The following is a 16,797-nucleotide window of genomic DNA, read 5'->3' as shown; positions in this document are numbered from 1 at the left end:
TGCCGCAAAACCGCTGGGCAGTTTAAACTGCGCCTTTGCGACGGTAATTGTCGCATTGGCGTAAACCCGCCAAAAACGCGGGTTGGCGCTATAAGAAGTTGTCGCTTGGCGGCAAGGCCGCACTGAAAACTGTCCTTACAATCCCTGCATCGCCCGCCAGTTCCAGGCAGGCGTTCCTCTTCAGGAGACTCCGATGTCCGTTGAGCAAGCCCCGGTGCAACGTGCCGATTTCGACCAGGTGATGGTTCCCAACTACGCACCTGCCGCGTTCATCCCCGTGCGTGGCGCAGGTTCGCGCGTATGGGACCAGGCCGGTCGCGAGCTGATCGACTTTGCCGGCGGCATCGCGGTCAACGTATTGGGTCACGCCCACCCGGCGCTGGTCGGTGCGTTGACCGAACAGGCCAACAAGCTCTGGCACGTCTCCAACGTCTTCACCAACGAGCCGGCCTTGCGCCTGGCTCACAAGTTGATCGACGCCACCTTTGCCGAGCGCGTGTTCTTCTGCAACTCTGGCGCCGAGGCCAACGAGGCCGCGTTCAAGCTGGCCCGTCGCGTGGCGTTCGACCGTTTCGGCACTGAGAAATACGAGATCATCGCTGCGCTGAACAGCTTCCACGGCCGTACCCTGTTCACCGTCAACGTCGGTGGCCAGTCGAAGTACTCTGATGGCTTCGGTCCTAAAATCACCGGCATCACCCACGTCCCTTATAACGACCTGGCTGCGCTGAAAGCCGCCGTGTCGGACAAGACCTGCGCCGTGGTGCTGGAGCCGATCCAGGGCGAAGGCGGCGTGCTGCCGGCCGAGCTGGCCTACCTGCAAGGCGCCCGTGAACTGTGCGACGCCAACAACGCGTTGCTGGTGTTTGACGAAGTGCAGACCGGCATGGGGCGCAGCGGCCATCTGTTCGCTTACCAGCATTACGGCGTGACCCCGGACATCCTTACCAGCGCCAAGAGCCTGGGCGGCGGTTTCCCGATCGCGGCGATGCTCACCACTGAAGCGCTGGCCAAGCACCTGGTGGTCGGCACCCACGGCACCACCTACGGCGGCAACCCGCTGGCGTGCGCGGTGGCCGAGGCGGTGATCGACGTGATCAACACCCCGCAAGTGCTGGCCGGCGTCAACGCCAAGCACGACCTGTTCAAGGCGCGCCTGGAGCAGATCGGCAAGCAATACGGCATCTTCACCGAGGTGCGTGGCATGGGCCTGCTGCTCGGTTGCGTGTTGAGCGATGCGTTCAAAGGCAAGGCCAAGGACGTGTTCAACGCGGCCGAGAAAGAAAACCTGATGATCCTGCAAGCCGGCCCGGACGTGGTGCGTTTTGCCCCGAGCCTGGTGGTGGAAGAGGCGGACATCCAGGAAGGCCTGGACCGTTTTGAACGTGCAGTTAAAGCGCTGACGCAAGCTTGATGGACCGCTCGGCGTCCGAACAATCGGGCGCCGAACACAAATTCCAAAGGCCGGACTGGATCAAATGTGGGAGCTGGCTTACCTGCGAAGACGGTGGTACAGGCAACATCTGTGCTGACTGACGCACCGTAATCGCGGGCAAGCCCGGCTCCCACATAGATTTGTTTACACCGTGAGAGCGGTGTGAGCAGTTCTCCTGTCCGGCATTTTTCCCTCTGTGAGTTTTTCGAGTTAAGGAGTGACACCATGCTGGTGATGCGCCCCGCGCAAATGGCTGATCTGGGCGAGGTACAGCGTCTGGCTGCGGACAGCCCGATTGGTGTCACCTCCTTGCCGGATGATGTGGAACGCCTGAGCGACAAGATCGCCGCCAGCGAAGCGTCCTTCGCGGCCGAGGTCAGTTTCAACGGTGAAGAGAGCTATTTCTTCGTGCTCGAAGACACCGAGACCGGCAAGCTCGCCGGCTGCTCGGCCATCGTCGCCTCGGCCGGTTACTCGGAGCCGTTCTACAGCTTTCGTAACGAGACCTTCGTGCACGCGTCTCGCGAGCTGAAGATCCACAACAAGATCCACGTGCTTTCCCAGTGCCACGACCTCACCGGCAACAGCCTGCTCACCAGTTTCTATGTGGTGCCCGAGCTGGTCGGTTCGCCGTGGTCGGAACTCAATTCCCGTGGCCGGCTGCTGTTTGTCGCCAGCCACCCCGAGCGCTTTGCCGACTCGGTGGTGACCGAGATCGTCGGCTACAGTGACGAGAACGGTGACTCGCCGTTCTGGGACGCCATCGGCCGCAACTTCTTCGACCTCAACTACGCCGCCGCCGAGCGCTTGTGCGGGCTGAAAAGCCGTACCTTCCTCGCCGAGCTGATGCCGCATTACCCGATCTACGTGCCGCTGCTACCGGACGAAGCCCAGGAAGCCATGGGCCAGGTGCACCCGCGTGCACAGATCACCTTCGACATCCTGATGCGCGAAGGCTTCGAGACCGACCATTACATCGACATCTTCGACGGCGGCCCGACGCTGCACGCACGGGTGTCGGGCATTCGCTCGATCGCCCAGAGCCGTGTGGTGCCGGTGAAGATCGGTGAGATGGTCAAGGGTGTCGGTCGCCAGTACCTGGTGAGCAACGCGCAGTTGCAGGATTACCGCGCGGTAATGCTGGAACTGGACTACGCGCCGGGTAAACCGGTGACGTTGGACCTGGCAGCGGCCGAAGCCCTGGGTGTTGGCGAAGGCGCGAGCGTGCGCCTGGTAGCGGTTTAAAAAAAGAGTTTCGCGGGTGGCTGACAACAGCGGCCCGTTCGAGGAGATAGCATGATCGTTCGTCCCGTACGCAGCAGCGATTTACCGGCCCTGATTGATCTGGCGCGCAGCACCGGCACCGGCCTCACGACCTTGCCGGCCAACGAAGAGCGCCTGACCCACCGCGTGGGCTGGGCGGAGAAAACCTTTCGCGGCGACGCCGGGCGCGGCGATGCCGACTACCTGTTCGTGCTGGAAAACGACGAAGGCCGCGTGGTGGGCATTTCTGCCATCGCCGGTGCCGTCGGCCTGCGTGAGCCCTGGTACAACTTCCGGGTCGGGCTGACCGTCAGCGCCTCCCAGGAGCTGAACATCTACCGCGAGATTCCGACGCTGTTCCTGGCCAACGACCTCACCGGCAATTCCGAGCTGTGCTCGCTGTTCCTGCACGCCGATTACCGCACCGGCCTCAACGGCCGCATGCTGGCCAAGGCGCGGCTGTTGTTTATCGCCGAGTTCCCGCAGTTGTTCGGCAACAAGATCATCGCCGAGATGCGCGGGGTGTCCAACGACGCCGGGCGCTCGCCGTTCTGGGAAAGCCTGGGCCGACACTTCTTCAAGATGGAGTTCAGCCAGGCCGATTACCTCACCGGCGTGGGCAACAAGGCGTTTATCGCCGAACTGATGCCGAAGTTTCCGCTGTACAGCTGCTTCCTTTCCGAAGATGCACGCAACGTCATCGGCAAGGTCCACCCGGACACCGAGCCGGCGCTGAGCATGCTCAAGAGCGAAGGGTTCAGCTACCAGGGCTATGTCGACATCTTCGACGCCGGCCCGGCGGTGGAGTGTGAAACCACCAAGATCCGCGCAGTGCGCGACAGCCAGTCATTGGTACTGGCCATCGGCACACCCGGGGACGACGCCACGCCGTTCCTGATCCATAACCGCAAGCGCGAGGATTGCCGCATTACCGCCGCACCGGCCCGCCTGGCCGCAGGCACGCTGGTGGTCGATCAACAGACCGCCAAGCGCCTGCAACTGGTGGTGGGTGATCAAGTGCGTGCCGTACCGTTGTCCGCTGCTCGGGAGTCGAAATAATGAATTCGCTGTATATCGCAGGTAGCTGGCTGGCTGGCCAGGGTGAACTGTTTGAGTCGCGCAACCCCGTGACCCAGCAGGTACTGTGGGCCGGCAATGGCGCCACTGCCGAGCAGGTCGAGTCCGCCGTGCAGGCAGCGCGCCAGGCGTTCCCGGCCTGGGCCCGGCGCCCGCTGGAAGAGCGCATCAATGTGCTGGAAACCTTCGCGGCCACGCTGAAAAACCGGGCGGATGAAATCGCCCGCTGCATCGGCGAGGAAACCGGCAAGCCACTGTGGGAGTCGGCCACCGAAGTCACCAGCATGGCCAACAAGATCGCGATCTCGGTGCAGAGCTACCGCGAGCGTACCGGCGAAAAGAGCGGCCCCCTGGGCGATGCCACCGCCGTGTTGCGCCACAAGCCCCACGGTGTGGTGGCGGTGTTCGGGCCGTACAACTTCCCGGGCCACTTGCCCAACGGCCATATCGTGCCGGCCTTGCTGGCGGGTAACACCGTACTGTTCAAACCGAGCGAGCTGACCCCTAAGGTCGCCGAACTCACCGTGCAATGCTGGATCGAAGCCGGCCTGCCGGCGGGCGTGTTGAACCTGCTGCAAGGCGCGCGGGAAACCGGCATCGCGTTGGCGGCCAACCCAGGTATCGATGGGTTGTTCTTCACCGGCTCCAGCCGCACCGGCAATCATCTGCACCAGCAATTCTCCGGGCGCCCGGACAAGATCCTCGCCCTGGAAATGGGTGGCAACAACCCGCTGGTCGTCGATGAAGTGGCCGATGTGGATGCGGCGGTCTACACCATTATCCAGTCGGCGTTTATCTCGGCTGGCCAGCGTTGCACCTGTGCCCGCCGCTTGCTGGTGCCGGAAGGCGCCTGGGGCGATGCGTTGCTGGCGCGCCTGGTGGCGGTCAGCGCGACGATTGAGGTCGGCGCGTTTGATCAGCAGCCGGCGCCGTTCATGGGCTCGGTCATCTCCCTCGCCGCCGCCAAAGCGTTGATGGACGCCCAGGAGCTGATGCTCGCCAATGGCGCTGTGGCGCTGCTGGAAATGACTCAGCCTCAGGACCAGGCCGCCTTGCTGACCCCCGGCATCATCGACGTGACCGGCGTGGCCGAGCGTGAAGACGAGGAACTGTTCGGCCCACTGTTGCAGGTGATCCGCTACGCTGATTTTGAAGCGGCGATTGCCGAGGCCAACAACACCCAATACGGTTTGGCCGCTGGTCTGTTGTCGGACTCCGAAGCGCGCTACCAGCAGTTCTGGCTGGAAAGCCGCGCCGGCATCGTCAACTGGAACAAACAACTGACCGGCGCCGCCAGTACCGCGCCGTTCGGTGGGGTAGGGGCCTCGGGCAACCACCGCGCCAGTGCCTATTACGCGGCGGATTATTGCGCGTACCCGGTGGCCTCGTTGGAAACCCCAAGCCTGGTGGTGCCAACAACCCTGACCCCCGGTGTAACACTCAAGTGAAGGTGGCACCGATCTAATGTGGGAGCTGGATTGCCTGCGAGGCAGACGACTCGGTCTTTCAGTACAACCGAGTTGATGCTATCGCAGGCAAGCCAGCTCCCACAGTTGATCGGGATGACAAGTTGATGCCTATAAAAACAGATGTTCGTGGAGCCTCGCCGATGAAATCCTATGAAGTCAATTTTGACGGTCTAGTGGGGCCGACCCATAACTACGGCGGTTTGTCCTATGGCAACGTCGCGTCCCAGAGCAACAGCCAGCAGTCTTCCAACCCAAAGGAAGCGGCGTTGCAGGGCCTGCAGAAAATGAAAGCCCTGATGGACATGGGCTTTGTGCAAGGTGTGCTGGCACCCCAGGAACGTCCTGATGTGGCGGCCTTGCGCAACCTCGGTTTCAGCGGCACCGACGCCCAGGTCATCCAGCAGGCCGCCAAGCACGCTATGCCGTTGTTGGTCGCGAGCTGCTCGGCGTCGAGCATGTGGGTGGCCAACGCCGCCACCGTCAGCCCGAGTGCCGATACCTTCGACGGTCGCGTGCATTTCACCGCCGCCAACCTCAACTGCAAGTACCACCGCAGCATCGAACACCCAACCACCAGCCGCGTGCTGGGGGCGATGTTTGCCGACCAGAAGCACTTCGCCCATCACGCTGCATTACCGGCGGTGGCGCAGTTCGGTGACGAGGGCGCGGCCAACCATACACGCTTCTGCCGCGACTATGGCGAGGCGGGCGTGGAGTTTTTCGTGTACGGGCGCAGCGCCTTCGACACCCGTTACCCGGCGCCGCAGAAGTACCCGGCGCGCCAGACGCTCGAAGCGTCCCAGGCCGTTGCACGCTTGCACGGCTTGAAGGATGAGGGCGTGGTCTATGCCCAGCAGAACCCGGCGGTGATCGACGCCGGCGTGTTCCACAACGATGTGATCGCGGTGGGTAACGGCGAAGTGCTGTTCTATCACGAGGACGCGTTCCTCAACACCGAACAGATGCTGGGCGAGCTGCAAGGCAAGTTGGGCAAGCTGGGCGGCAACTTCCAGTCTGTCTGCGTACCGCGGGCCCAGGTCAGCGTCGAGGACGCGGTGCGTTCTTACCTGTTCAACAGCCAGTTGCTGAGCCGCCCTGACGGTTCGATGCTGCTGATCGTGCCGGAGGAGTGCCGCGCCAACGAACGCGTGTGGCAGTACCTGCAGAACCTCACGGCCTCTGGCGGGCTGATCCGCGAAGTCAACGTCTTTGACCTCAAGCAAAGCATGCAGAATGGCGGCGGCCCGGCCTGCCTGCGTTTGCGTGTGGCGTTGAACGAAACCGAGCTGGCGGCGGTGAACCCAGGGGTTATCATGACCGCGCCGTTGTACGACACATTGACCCAGTGGGTCGACAAACACTACCGCGACAGCCTGCGCGAAACCGACCTGGCGGACCCGCAATTGCTGCTTGAGTGCCGGACGGCATTGGATGAACTGACGCAAATCCTTAAACTGGGCTCGGTATATCCTTTCCAGATCAATTAACGCCACCTTCTTTTACGCCCTATGCTGAGAGCTACTTTATGACCACCGACACCCTGAAACTGATTCTTGAAGACACCGACGGCACCCAGCTGGAAACTTCCTGCACCCGCGTCGCCGTGGTCTGGCAGGGCAAGGAAATCTGGATCCAGCACGACGGCCGTGGTCAACTGCTGATCGGTGTGGACGTGGAAGAAGGCGACGCCGAGTACGCGAACCTGCTGATGCGCCCGCTGGCCACCAACCTGATGAGCCTGCAACTGGAAATGGAACCGGCCGACGTCGAAGGTGATGACGACGATCACGTCCACGGTCCTGGCTGCAACCACTAAGGAAGCTGCTTATGCTCGCCCTCGGCAAACTGCTTGAACTGACCCTCGCCGGTCGCGAACCGGCGCAAAAAATTCAACTGACTGTCGACGGCGTGCAGATGCGCTGGCTCAGCGAGGGCGCACTCGAAGTGCGCCCGCCTGAAGCGAAGGACAACGGCAGCGACGTGCTGCTGTCGTCCGGCATCCATGGCAACGAAACCGCGCCGATCGAACTGCTCGACCGCCTGTTGCATGGCATTGCCCGTGGGGAGATCAAGCCCCGTTCCCGTATTCTGTTCCTGTTCGGCAACCCCGAGGCCATGCGCCGCGGCGAGCGTTATCTCGAACTGGACGTCAACCGGCTGTTCAACGGCCGCCATGAAAAAAACATCGGCCCCGAAGCCATGCGCGCCGCTGAGCTGGAGCAATTGGCTCGCAGCTTCTTCAGCCTGTCGGGCCGTTCGCGCCTGCATTACGACCTGCACACGGCCATTCGCGGCTCGAAGATCGAGCAGTTTGCCCTGTACCCGTGGAAGGAAGGTCGCCAGCATTCACGTCAGCAGTTGGCGCGCTTGAACGCGGCCGGCATGCAGGCGGTGCTGCTGCAGAACAAGACCTCGATCACCTTTACGGCCTTTACCTACGAGCAACTCGACGCCGAGGCCTTCACCCTCGAACTGGGCAAGGCCCGGCCATTCGGGCAGAACCAGGGCGTGGATGTGTCGCGCCTGGAAACACGCCTCAAGCAGATCATCGAAGGCACCGAACCTGAGACTGACAGCCTGGAGGGCTTGCAACTGTTCGCCGTGTCGCGCGAAGTCATCAAGCACAGCGATGCCTTCTTGCTGCACCTGCCGGCAGACGTGGAAAACTTTTCGCCGCTGGCCAAGGGTTATCTGCTGGCCGAAGACGTGGCCAAGACCCGCTGGGTGATCGAGGAGGAGGGCGCGCGCATCATCTTCCCCAACCCGAAGGTGAAGAATGGTTTGCGCGCGGGAATTTTGATTGTGCCCACCACCGAGGACGGCCTGGTTTAATTATTCCGGTACTGTTTGCGCGGCGGTAACCCGAGTTCCTTGCGTAGCCCGTTTTCGCTGAACTCCCTCGGGTTGGTGTTGGTGGGCGGCGTGCTCGGGTCGCGATCAAAGTCGAACGGCGGTGCTGTCGTGGGCAGGCCCACGGCTTGCAGTTCGAGGTTTTTCACCGGATAGCGCGGTTTGTTGCCGTCAATACCGTCGGGGCTCTCACCGCGCAACAACGTGCCGCTGATGTGGTTCCAGGCGTGGCACAACTCGTGGAACAGGTTAATGATGCTGGGCGTTCCGGGGATTATGTCAGTGGTGTTGTACCAAATGTCTCCGCCGAACGAGGGACGGCCAGGCTGGTCATTGTCGATAAACGGCCAATCTGCGGTACCGGGCGCCGGGACGAATAGCCCGTTGAGCCTGGGGTAGAACTCATGAATGGTGATGGGGTGTCCGTTCTCGCGTGCGGCATGCTCCAGTTGCGCGAGCAAGCGTTGCCCGGTCGGTGAGCCGAGCAGCAGACGTAGATCGTCATTGACCCGCTGGACGAATTGCGCACTGCCTTGCACAACGAGTCCACTCTGGCCCAAGGGCTTGGGCTCCAAATGAACCACGTGGGAAGCCAATTGGCCGGGAGGAAGGTCATCCGGCACGTCCGGGTGCATCATCAAGGCACAGTCAACTGTCAGGCTGCTCTTGAAGTTGTAGTACGTGACATCGTCGGCCTTGAGCTGGGTGACGTCGTTGAGCCCATCGCCGGTGTAGATAACGTTTTTGGCCGGGCCGGCCTTGATCCGGTCGTTACCGGGGCCGCCGCTGAGGATGTTCAACCCGCGCCCGCCGACAATATGATCATTACCCTGGCCTCCATCCAGGAAGCATGAGCCGCTGCCGCCGCTGATCTCGTCAGCACCGGGGCCGCCATACACGGTCATGTGGGTATCTTGAAAACCGTGGACCTCGTCGTTGCCGTCGCCCGCTTCCACATGGCAAGCGCCGTTGACGACAGCGATGAAGTCATCGCCAGGGCCGGTGTAGAGGGTGGCCGTTTTGGCTGCGGTGACCACGCGGTCGTCGCCTTCGCCGCTGTACACAAAGACCGGCACAATGACGTTATCTTCAATATGAATTCGATCGTTTCCGCCGCGGGTGTCCAGCACCACTGTCTGGGTGCGCCAGTTGAGGGTGATCTCGTAGCGGGCCTGATTGATCTGCACCGTCAGTGTCAGTAGGGCGTCTATCGGAGGGGCGCCAACGATATTGACCATGTCGGGGGTGTTGAAGGTGGTGAGGCATAGTTGGTCGACCTCTTCATCCCTGAACAGCTTGCGTTCGATGCGCACATTTTCATTTTCAAGGATGTCGTGGATTTCGATAAAGCCCGGGCCGCCAGGACGTTTGTTGGTGGGTTCGCGCCTTGGTTTGGGGGTGAGTGTGCGTGCATCGATGACGTAGACGCCTTCGGCATTTTGATTGGGGTGCATCTCGCAGTTCCTTGCGTCGGAGGTAAGGGGGCAGGCCTTACTAAACCGCAGGGGTGCGCTCTTGAAACGGTAGATATGCAGCGTCAAAAAAAAGCCCCGGCAAAGGCTTGCCGGGGCATTTTTGATTACGGGCTGAGAAGGCGTCAGACCGCCAGTTTTTGCGGCTCTTCGCTGCGACGGATCGCGCGGACTTTCTTCAAGGTATCAGCGCAGGTACGGGCGGCTTCCTGGCCCTTGTGCACGAAGTGCTCGTAGAAGAATGTTTGGTGCTCGCTACCGGCGTGGAAGTGATGCGGGGTCAGGGACACCGAGAACACCGGTACTTCGGTTTCCAGCTGCACTTGCATCAGGCCGCTGACCACCGATTGGGCGACGAATTCGTGGCGGTAGATGCCACCGTCCACCACCAGCGCAGCGGCGACAATGCCGGCATAACGACCGGTCTTGGCCAGCAGCTTGGCGTGCAGGGGCATTTCAAAGGCGCCGCCGACTTCGAAGAAGTCGATGTCCGATTCCTGGTAGCCCTGGGCGATGATTTCGGCGAGGAAGCCTTTACGGCTCTGGTCGACAATATCCTTGTGCCAGCAGGCCTGGATAAATGCGATACGTTCGCCGTGGTGGTGTTTGCTTTTGCTGTCGATTGCGGTGGGTTGCATGTTCTGACTCCTGTTTAAGAAAAAAACAGGGCGTTATGAATCGAATGGGATTTAAGGGTACGCAAACACACGTCGTGCGCGGCCCTTAGGTGCCAATCCCGTTCTCTCTTCATCCGGACTATGACCGTCGGCCCCGGGATCACACCGGGTCTGCTGACCTTGGCGCCGTCCTGCATGAGCAGTTCGAGGCGCCAAGCGCTCGCGGGCTATGCACATTGCGTGCAATTACCGCCGGTGGGGAATTGCACCCCGCCCTGAGAACGTTGCCGCCAGAACCCTGGCGGCGGAGAGTTTTTAACACGGTTTTTCGAAAACTGCACGACCGCTGTATCGATAAGCTATATCGGTTTGTTTGGTTGGTATTCGATTGAATGCAGTTGGGGCTTGATATTGCGCGGCTTTGCCCGCAGTAATCACTCACAAAAGGAACTTACTCAACCCTTGAGAGGCGTGCTTCATGTCTGTGATCGACCTGCGCAGCGACACCGTGACCCAACCCACCCCCGGCATGCGGGACGCGATGGCCAATGCCCTCAGCGGCGATGATGTGTATGGCGAAGACCCCAGCGTCAACCTCTTGGAGGCCGAACTTGCCAAACGCCTGGGCTTTGCCGCTGCGCTGTTCGTGCCCACCGGCACCATGAGTAACCTGCTGGCGTTGATGGCCCACTGTGAACGCGGCGAGGAATACATCGTCGGCCAACAGGCCCACACCTACAAATACGAAGGTGGCGGGGCGGCCGTGCTCGGTTCGATCCAGCCCCAGCCACTGGAAGTGCAGGCGGACGGCTCCCTGGACCTGAACCATGTGCTCGAAGCCATCAAGCCCGACGACTTCCACTTCGCCCGCACCCGCCTGCTGGCGCTGGAAAACACCATGCAGGGCAAGGTGCTGCCGCTGGAGTACCTGGCAAACGCGCGCGCGTTCACCCGCGAACACGGCCTGGCCCTGCACCTAGACGGCGCGCGGCTCTACAACGCAGCGGTCAAGCTGGGGGTGGATGCGCGCGAGATTGCCCAGCACTTCGATTCGGTGTCGGTGTGCCTGTCCAAGGGCCTCGGCGCGCCGATCGGCTCGGTGCTGTGCGGCTCCACTGCGCTGATTGCCAAGGCACGGCGCCTGCGCAAGATGGTCGGCGGTGGCATGCGCCAGGCCGGCTCGCTGGCGGCGGCGGGGCTGTACGCGCTGGATCACCAGGTGCAGCGCCTGGCGGACGACCACGCCAACGCACAATGGCTGGGGGATGAGCTGCGCAAGGCCGGCTTTACCGTCGAGCCGGTGCAGACCAACATGGTCTATGTGCAAATCGGTGATCAGGCCCAGGCGTTGAAAGCCTTTGCCGCCGAGCGCGGGATCAAGTTGAGCGCCGCATCGCGCTTGCGCATGGTCACGCACCTTGACATCAGCCGGGCGCAGATCGAGCAAGTCGTGCAGACATTCGTCGACTTTTCCCGGAAATGACAGTGCAGACCGTCTAATTGACAGTTTCTATCGCATAAACACGCTGTACCACCGGCAAAGGGCCGATATAATGCGGCCCTTTGCCGTCGCTTCGTCTGATGATGTTGCGCACTGGCCTTTGGCCGCAGCCTCCGTGGAAGAACCTAATGAAAAGCGCAGAAATCCGTGAAGCCTTCCTTCGCTTCTTCGAAGAGCAAGGTCACACCCGTGTCGCCTCCAGCTCCTTGATCCCAGGCAATGACCCAACCCTGCTGTTCACTAACGCGGGGATGAACCAGTTCAAGGACTGCTTCCTGGGCCAGGAAAAACGCGCCTACACCCGTGCTGTCAGCAGCCAGAAGTGCGTGCGCGCCGGTGGTAAGCACAACGACCTGGAAAACGTCGGCTACACCGCCCGTCACCACACCTTTTTCGAAATGCTCGGCAACTTCAGCTTTGGCGATTATTTCAAGCAAGACGCGATCAACTTCGCCTGGACCTTCCTCACCGGCGTACTGAAACTGCCGAAGGAAAAACTCTGGGTCACCGTCTACGCCAGCGATGACGAAGCCTACGACATCTGGACCAAGCAGGTCGGCGTACCGGCCGAGCGCATGGTGCGCATCGGCGACAACAAAGGCGCGCCGTACGCCTCCGACAACTTCTGGACCATGGGCGATACCGGCCCGTGCGGCCCTTGCACCGAGATCTTCTACGACCACGGTGCCGATATCTGGGGGGGGCCACCGGGCTCGCCAGAGGAAGACGGCGACCGTTACATCGAGATCTGGAACAACGTGTTCATGCAGTTCAACCGCACTGCCGATGGCGTGTTGCATCCGCTGCCAGCGCCGTCGGTCGACACCGGCATGGGCCTGGAGCGGATCAGTGCGGTGATGCAGCATGTGCACTCCAACTACGAAATCGACCTGTTCCAGAGCCTGCTGGCCGCGGCCGCCAAGGCTATCGGTTGCGCCAATGAAGACCAGGCGTCGCTCAAAGTGGTGGCTGACCACATCCGTTCCTGCGGCTTCCTGATTGCCGACGGCGTGCTGCCGTCCAACGAAGGCCGTGGCTACGTGCTGCGTCGCATCATCCGTCGCGCTTGCCGCCACGGTAACAAGCTGGGCGCCAACGGCAGCTTCTTCTACCAGATCGTCGCGGCACTGGTGGCCGAGATGGGCGAAGCCTTCCCGGAACTCAAGCAGAACCAGGCGCACATCGAGCGCGTGCTCAAGGCAGAAGAAGAGCAGTTCGCCAAGACCCTGGAGCAGGGCCTGAAGATCCTCGAGCAAGACCTTGCCAACCTGCAAGGCAGCGTGGTGCCGGGCGACGTGGTGTTCAAGCTCTATGACACCTACGGTTTCCCGATGGACCTGACCGGCGACATCGCCCGTGAGCGCAACCTGACCCTTGATGAGGCCGGTTTCGAGCGCGAGATGGAAGCCCAGCGCGTGCGTGCACGTTCGGCCAGCTCCTTCGGCATGGACTACAACAGCCTGGTCAAGGTTGACGTGGCCACCGAGTTCACCGGCTACAAGGCCACCCAGGGTGCGGCCAAAGTGGTTGCCCTCTATAAAGACGGCCAGTCGGTTGACGTATTGAATGAAGGCGATGAAGGCGTGGTGGTCCTGGACCAGACCCCGTTCTACGCAGAATCCGGTGGCCAGATTGGCGACTGCGGTTTCCTCAAGGCGGCGTCCGGGCGTTTTGACGTGCGTGACACCACCAAGACCGGCGGTGCGTTCCTGCACCACGGCGTGTTGGCTTCGGGCAACCTGACCGTCGGTTCGCCGGTGGACACCCAGGTAGACGCCGACGTGCGCCACGCCACCGCGCTGAACCACTCGGCCACGCACCTGCTGCACGCCGCGCTGCGTCAGGTACTGGGTGAGCACGTGCAGCAGAAGGGTTCGTTGGTCGACAGCCAGCGCCTGCGTTTCGACTTCAGCCACTTTGAAGCGATCAAGCCTGAGCAGATCAAGGCCCTGGAAGAAATCGTCAACGCCGAGATTCGCAAGAACACCCCGGTAGAGACCGAAGAGACCGATATCGAGACCGCCAAGGCCAAGGGCGCCATGGCGCTGTTCGGCGAGAAGTACGGCGACAGCGTGCGGGTACTGAGCATGGGTGGCGACTTCTCGGTGGAGCTGTGTGGTGGTATCCATGCCAACCGTACCGGCGACATCGCCCTGCTGAAAATCGTCAGTGAAGGCGGCGTGGCCTCCGGTGTGCGCCGTATCGAAGCGGTGACTGGCGCAGCAGCCCTGGCCTACCTGAACGCGGCTGAAGAACAACTCAAGGAAGCGGCCACCCTGGTCAAGGGCAGCCGCGACAACCTGATCGACAAGCTGTCCGCTGTGCTGGAGCGCAACCGTGCCCTGGAGAAGCAGCTGGAGCAGTTGCAGGCCAAGGCGGCCAGTGCTGCAGGCGACGATCTGTCGGCCTCGGCCGTGGACGTCAAGGACGTGAAAGTCCTGGCTGCACGCCTGGATGGCCAGGACGGCAAGGCGCTGTTGGCCCTGGTCGATCAGTTGAAGAACAAGCTCGGCCGCGCAGTGATCCTGCTCGGCGGTGTCCATGAGGATAAGGTCGTTCTGGTTGCTGGTGTAACCAAGGACCTGACTGGCCAACTCAAAGCCGGTGATTTGATGAAGCAAGCCGCCGCGGCAGTGGGCGGGAAGGGCGGTGGTCGTCCGGACATGGCGCAAGGCGGTGGTGTAGACGCTGGCGCCCTGGACGCGGCCCTGGCCCTGACCGTGCCGTTTGTCGAGGCAGGTATTTAAGGCACCGTTAACCGGCCCGTGGTCTAGTCACGGGCTGCTCGGTGCTGGTTGATTGGATATTAGGCGCCCCTTTACGGGCTGAGGCGGCTTAGAAATGGCTTTGATCGTACAGAAATTTGGAGGCACCTCGGTCGGCTCTGTCGAAAGAATCGAGCAGGTGGCCGACAAGGTTAAGAAGTTCCGCGATGCCGGCGACGACCTGGTGGTGGTGCTGTCGGCCATGAGCGGCGAGACCAATCGCCTGATCGATCTGGCCAAGGCAATCAGTGGTGATCAACAGCCGCTGCCGCGTGAGCTGGATGTGATCGTGTCCACCGGCGAGCAGGTGACCATCGCCTTGCTGGCCATGGCGTTGAATAAACGCGGTGTGCCGGCGGTGTCCTACACTGGCAGCCAGGTGCGCATCCTCACTGACAGCGCGCATACCAAGGCGCGGATCCTGCAGATTGACGATCAGAAAATTCGTACGGATCTGAAAGCCGGGCGCGTGGTAGTTGTAGCAGGCTTCCAGGGTGTGGACGAGCAGGGCAACATCACCACCCTCGGGCGTGGTGGTTCGGACACCACCGGCGTGGCGCTGGCCGCGGCCCTCAAGGCCGATGAATGCCAGATCTACACCGATGTGGATGGCGTCTACACCACTGACCCGCGTGTGGTGTCCGTGGCCCAGCGCCTGGACAAGATCACCTTTGAAGAGATGCTGGAAATGGCCAGCCTCGGTTCCAAGGTGTTGCAGATCCGTGCGGTGGAGTTCGCCGGCAAGTACAACGTTCCGCTGCGCGTACTGCACAGCTTCAAAGAGGGTCCGGGCACCCTCATTACTATTGATGAAGAGGAATCCATGGAACAGCCGATCATTTCCGGTATCGCATTCAACCGTGATGAAGCCAAGCTGACTATCCGTGGCGTGCCAGACACCCCGGGCGTGGCCTTCAAGATCCTGGGCCCTATCAGCGGCGCGAACATCGAAGTCGACATGATCGTGCAGAACGTTTCGCACGATAACACCACCGATTTCACCTTTACGGTGCACCGTAACGAGTACGATGCGGCGGAGCGAATCCTGCAGAACACCGCGAAGGAAATCGGCGCCCGTGAAGTGGTCGGCGATACCAAGATTGCCAAGGTGTCGATCGTGGGGGTGGGCATGCGTTCCCATGCCGGCGTTGCCAGCCGCATGTTCGAAGCCCTGGCCAAGGAAAGCATCAACATCCAGATGATCTCCACGTCGGAAATCAAAGTCTCGGTGGTGATCGAAGAGAAGTACCTGGAACTGGCCGTGCGCGCGTTGCATACCGCTTTTGAGTTGGACGCTCCGGCCCGACAGGGCGAGTGATGCAGTGCCAGGAAGGCGCGGTTTACCGCGCCTTTCCTTTTTTTGTAGGGCGCATGTTCTTTTGCGTGCGCTCGACAATACTTAGGCAGTAGGACTATGACCTTTTGGTTGTAGGTCGAAGGCCTTTTTTTTGCAGACTGTTGTTCCTGAACTGAAATGCGTGAGGAGAAAGGTATGCTGATTCTGACTCGTCGTTGCGCAGAAAGCCTGATTATCGGTGATGGCGAAATCACCGTGACCGTGCTCGGCGTCAAAGGCAATCAAGTGCGTATCGGGGTTAACGCTCCGAAAGAGGTAGCGGTGCACCGCGAGGAAATCTACCTGCGGATCAAGAAAGAGAAGGACGAAGAACCAAGCCTTTAATTTTTATCGTTTTTTATGTTTGCAAACGGGGATGAACGTGGTTAATATACGCCCCGTGTTGCGGAGAGCTGGCCGAGTGGCCGAAGGCGCTCCCCTGCTAAGGGAGTACACCTCAAAAGGGTGTCGGGGGTTCGAATCCCCCGTTCTCCGCCATTATTTGCTTAGTACGTTGCAATCTGGTTTTTTCGGTAAGTTGTTGAAATTACTCGAAAAAATAGCTTTACATAGAGATTGAACGGCCTATAATGCGCGGCAACAAATGCACTCGTAGCTCAGCTGGATAGAGTACTCGGCTACGAACCGAGCGGTCACAGGTTCGAATCCTGTCGAGTGCACCATTTAAGAGTCAGTTGCAGCAATGCAAGTGATTCGGTTACAACCAGTTGTGATCTGGTCTAAAAACACAATCTGCACTCGTAGCTCAGCTGGATAGAGTACTCGGCTACGAACCGAGCGGTCACAGGTTCGAATCCTGTCGAGTGCACCATACAAACAAAAAGCCCGCCTAGTGCGGGCTTTTTGCCATCTGGGGTTTGTGTAGGACTTCATCTTTTTCTCCTGCCTGCATGTGTTTTCCTTTCCCGCTGCGTCGTCGCAGTTCTTAGATGCAGCCAATGCTTAGCTTTGGCTCGCAAGCGCTTGTTCTTTCCAGTTTTTTAACGTTTAA

Annotated in this window: 13 protein-coding genes, 3 tRNA genes and 1 riboswitch; of the genes, 14 read left to right on the top strand and 2 right to left on the bottom strand. The window is 60.8% G+C overall.

The features are described 5' to 3' along the window. Positions 1-193 precede the first annotated feature (193 nt). The 7 genes from KHP07_RS13760 to astE all read left to right on the top strand — a co-directional run bounded on the left by KHP07_RS13760 (position 194) and on the right by astE (position 8,076). A complete protein-coding gene (locus KHP07_RS13760) occupies positions 194-1,414 on the top strand; it encodes an aspartate aminotransferase family protein (RefSeq protein ID WP_099493702.1) in 1,221 nt (406 codons plus the stop codon). A gap of 246 nt (positions 1,415-1,660) precedes the next feature. Further along, on the top strand, positions 1,661-2,680 hold the full coding sequence (aruF, locus tag KHP07_RS13755; RefSeq protein ID WP_003175655.1) for an arginine/ornithine succinyltransferase subunit alpha: 1,020 nt from the start codon (positions 1,661-1,663) through the stop codon (positions 2,678-2,680). A gap of 51 nt (positions 2,681-2,731) precedes the next feature. Beyond that, complete coding sequence (gene astA, locus KHP07_RS13750; protein WP_078049883.1) at positions 2,732-3,757, top strand: arginine N-succinyltransferase; 1,026 nt, start codon at positions 2,732-2,734, stop codon at positions 3,755-3,757. Next, positions 3,754-5,223, top strand: coding sequence for a succinylglutamate-semialdehyde dehydrogenase (gene astD, locus KHP07_RS13745; RefSeq protein ID WP_188322596.1), 1,470 nt, complete (start codon positions 3,754-3,756; stop codon positions 5,221-5,223). The genes astA and astD overlap by 4 nt, the downstream gene beginning before the upstream one ends. Positions 5,224-5,384: 161 nt before the next feature. Continuing rightward, a complete protein-coding gene (gene astB / locus KHP07_RS13740) occupies positions 5,385-6,731 on the top strand; it encodes an N-succinylarginine dihydrolase (protein WP_100492273.1) in 1,347 nt (448 codons plus the stop codon). A 38-nt stretch (positions 6,732-6,769) separates the two neighbouring features. Next, positions 6,770-7,060: a hypothetical protein gene (locus KHP07_RS13735; protein WP_003214319.1), complete on the top strand. Its 291-nt coding sequence runs from the start codon at positions 6,770-6,772 to the stop codon at positions 7,058-7,060. A gap of 11 nt (positions 7,061-7,071) precedes the next feature. After that, positions 7,072-8,076, top strand: a complete 1,005-nt coding sequence (astE, locus tag KHP07_RS13730) for a succinylglutamate desuccinylase (RefSeq protein ID WP_214497344.1) — start codon at positions 7,072-7,074, stop codon at positions 8,074-8,076. Here astE and KHP07_RS13725 read toward each other — a convergent pair. Together KHP07_RS13725 and KHP07_RS13720 are read right to left on the bottom strand one after the other, a co-directional pair. Further along, the gene (locus KHP07_RS13725; protein WP_214497343.1) at positions 8,073-9,548 is read right to left on the bottom strand and encodes a M91 family zinc metallopeptidase; all 1,476 of its coding nucleotides are present in this window, start codon (positions 9,546-9,548) and stop codon (positions 8,073-8,075) included. The two genes, astE and KHP07_RS13725, sit on opposite strands and share 4 nt — an antisense overlap. Before the next feature lie 143 nt (positions 9,549-9,691). Continuing rightward, positions 9,692-10,204 (bottom strand): 6,7-dimethyl-8-ribityllumazine synthase, encoded by a 513-nt coding sequence (locus KHP07_RS13720; RefSeq protein WP_099493698.1) that lies wholly within the window; start codon positions 10,202-10,204, stop codon positions 9,692-9,694. Between the two features lie 96 nt (positions 10,205-10,300). Beyond that, a riboswitch (FMN riboswitch) is annotated at positions 10,301-10,470 on the bottom strand. A 191-nt stretch (positions 10,471-10,661) separates the two neighbouring features. On the opposite strand from KHP07_RS13720, the gene ltaE reads away from it, so the two are divergent. The 7 genes from ltaE to KHP07_RS13685 all read left to right on the top strand — a co-directional run bounded on the left by ltaE (position 10,662) and on the right by KHP07_RS13685 (position 16,617). Next, positions 10,662-11,666 (top strand): low-specificity L-threonine aldolase, encoded by a 1,005-nt coding sequence (gene ltaE, locus KHP07_RS13715; protein ID WP_214497342.1) that lies wholly within the window; start codon positions 10,662-10,664, stop codon positions 11,664-11,666. 146 nt (positions 11,667-11,812) lie between these two features. Beyond that, positions 11,813-14,431, top strand: a complete 2,619-nt coding sequence (alaS, locus tag KHP07_RS13710; RefSeq protein ID WP_100492277.1) for an alanine--tRNA ligase — start codon at positions 11,813-11,815, stop codon at positions 14,429-14,431. Between the two features lie 94 nt (positions 14,432-14,525). After that, positions 14,526-15,767 carry an aspartate kinase gene (locus KHP07_RS13705; protein WP_010208327.1) on the top strand — a complete coding sequence of 414 codons (1,242 nt, stop codon included), beginning with the start codon at positions 14,526-14,528 and terminating at the stop codon, positions 15,765-15,767. Between the two features lie 174 nt (positions 15,768-15,941). Next, positions 15,942-16,130 (top strand): carbon storage regulator CsrA, encoded by a 189-nt coding sequence (gene csrA / locus KHP07_RS13700; RefSeq protein ID WP_003175645.1) that lies wholly within the window; start codon positions 15,942-15,944, stop codon positions 16,128-16,130. Positions 16,131-16,192: 62 nt separating this feature from the next. Beyond that, positions 16,193-16,283, top strand: a tRNA-Ser gene (locus KHP07_RS13695). A gap of 108 nt (positions 16,284-16,391) precedes the next feature. Further along, positions 16,392-16,468: transfer RNA gene (locus KHP07_RS13690), tRNA-Arg, on the top strand. A 72-nt stretch (positions 16,469-16,540) separates the two neighbouring features. Continuing rightward, positions 16,541-16,617 (top strand) — tRNA-Arg (locus KHP07_RS13685). The last annotated feature ends 180 nt before the right edge of the window (positions 16,618-16,797 follow it).

The organism is Pseudomonas sp. VS40 (assembly GCF_018587885.1).
GTDB lineage: Bacteria > Pseudomonadota > Gammaproteobacteria > Pseudomonadales > Pseudomonadaceae > Aquipseudomonas > Aquipseudomonas pergaminensis.
This window is presented reverse-complemented; position numbering and strand designations above follow the sequence as displayed.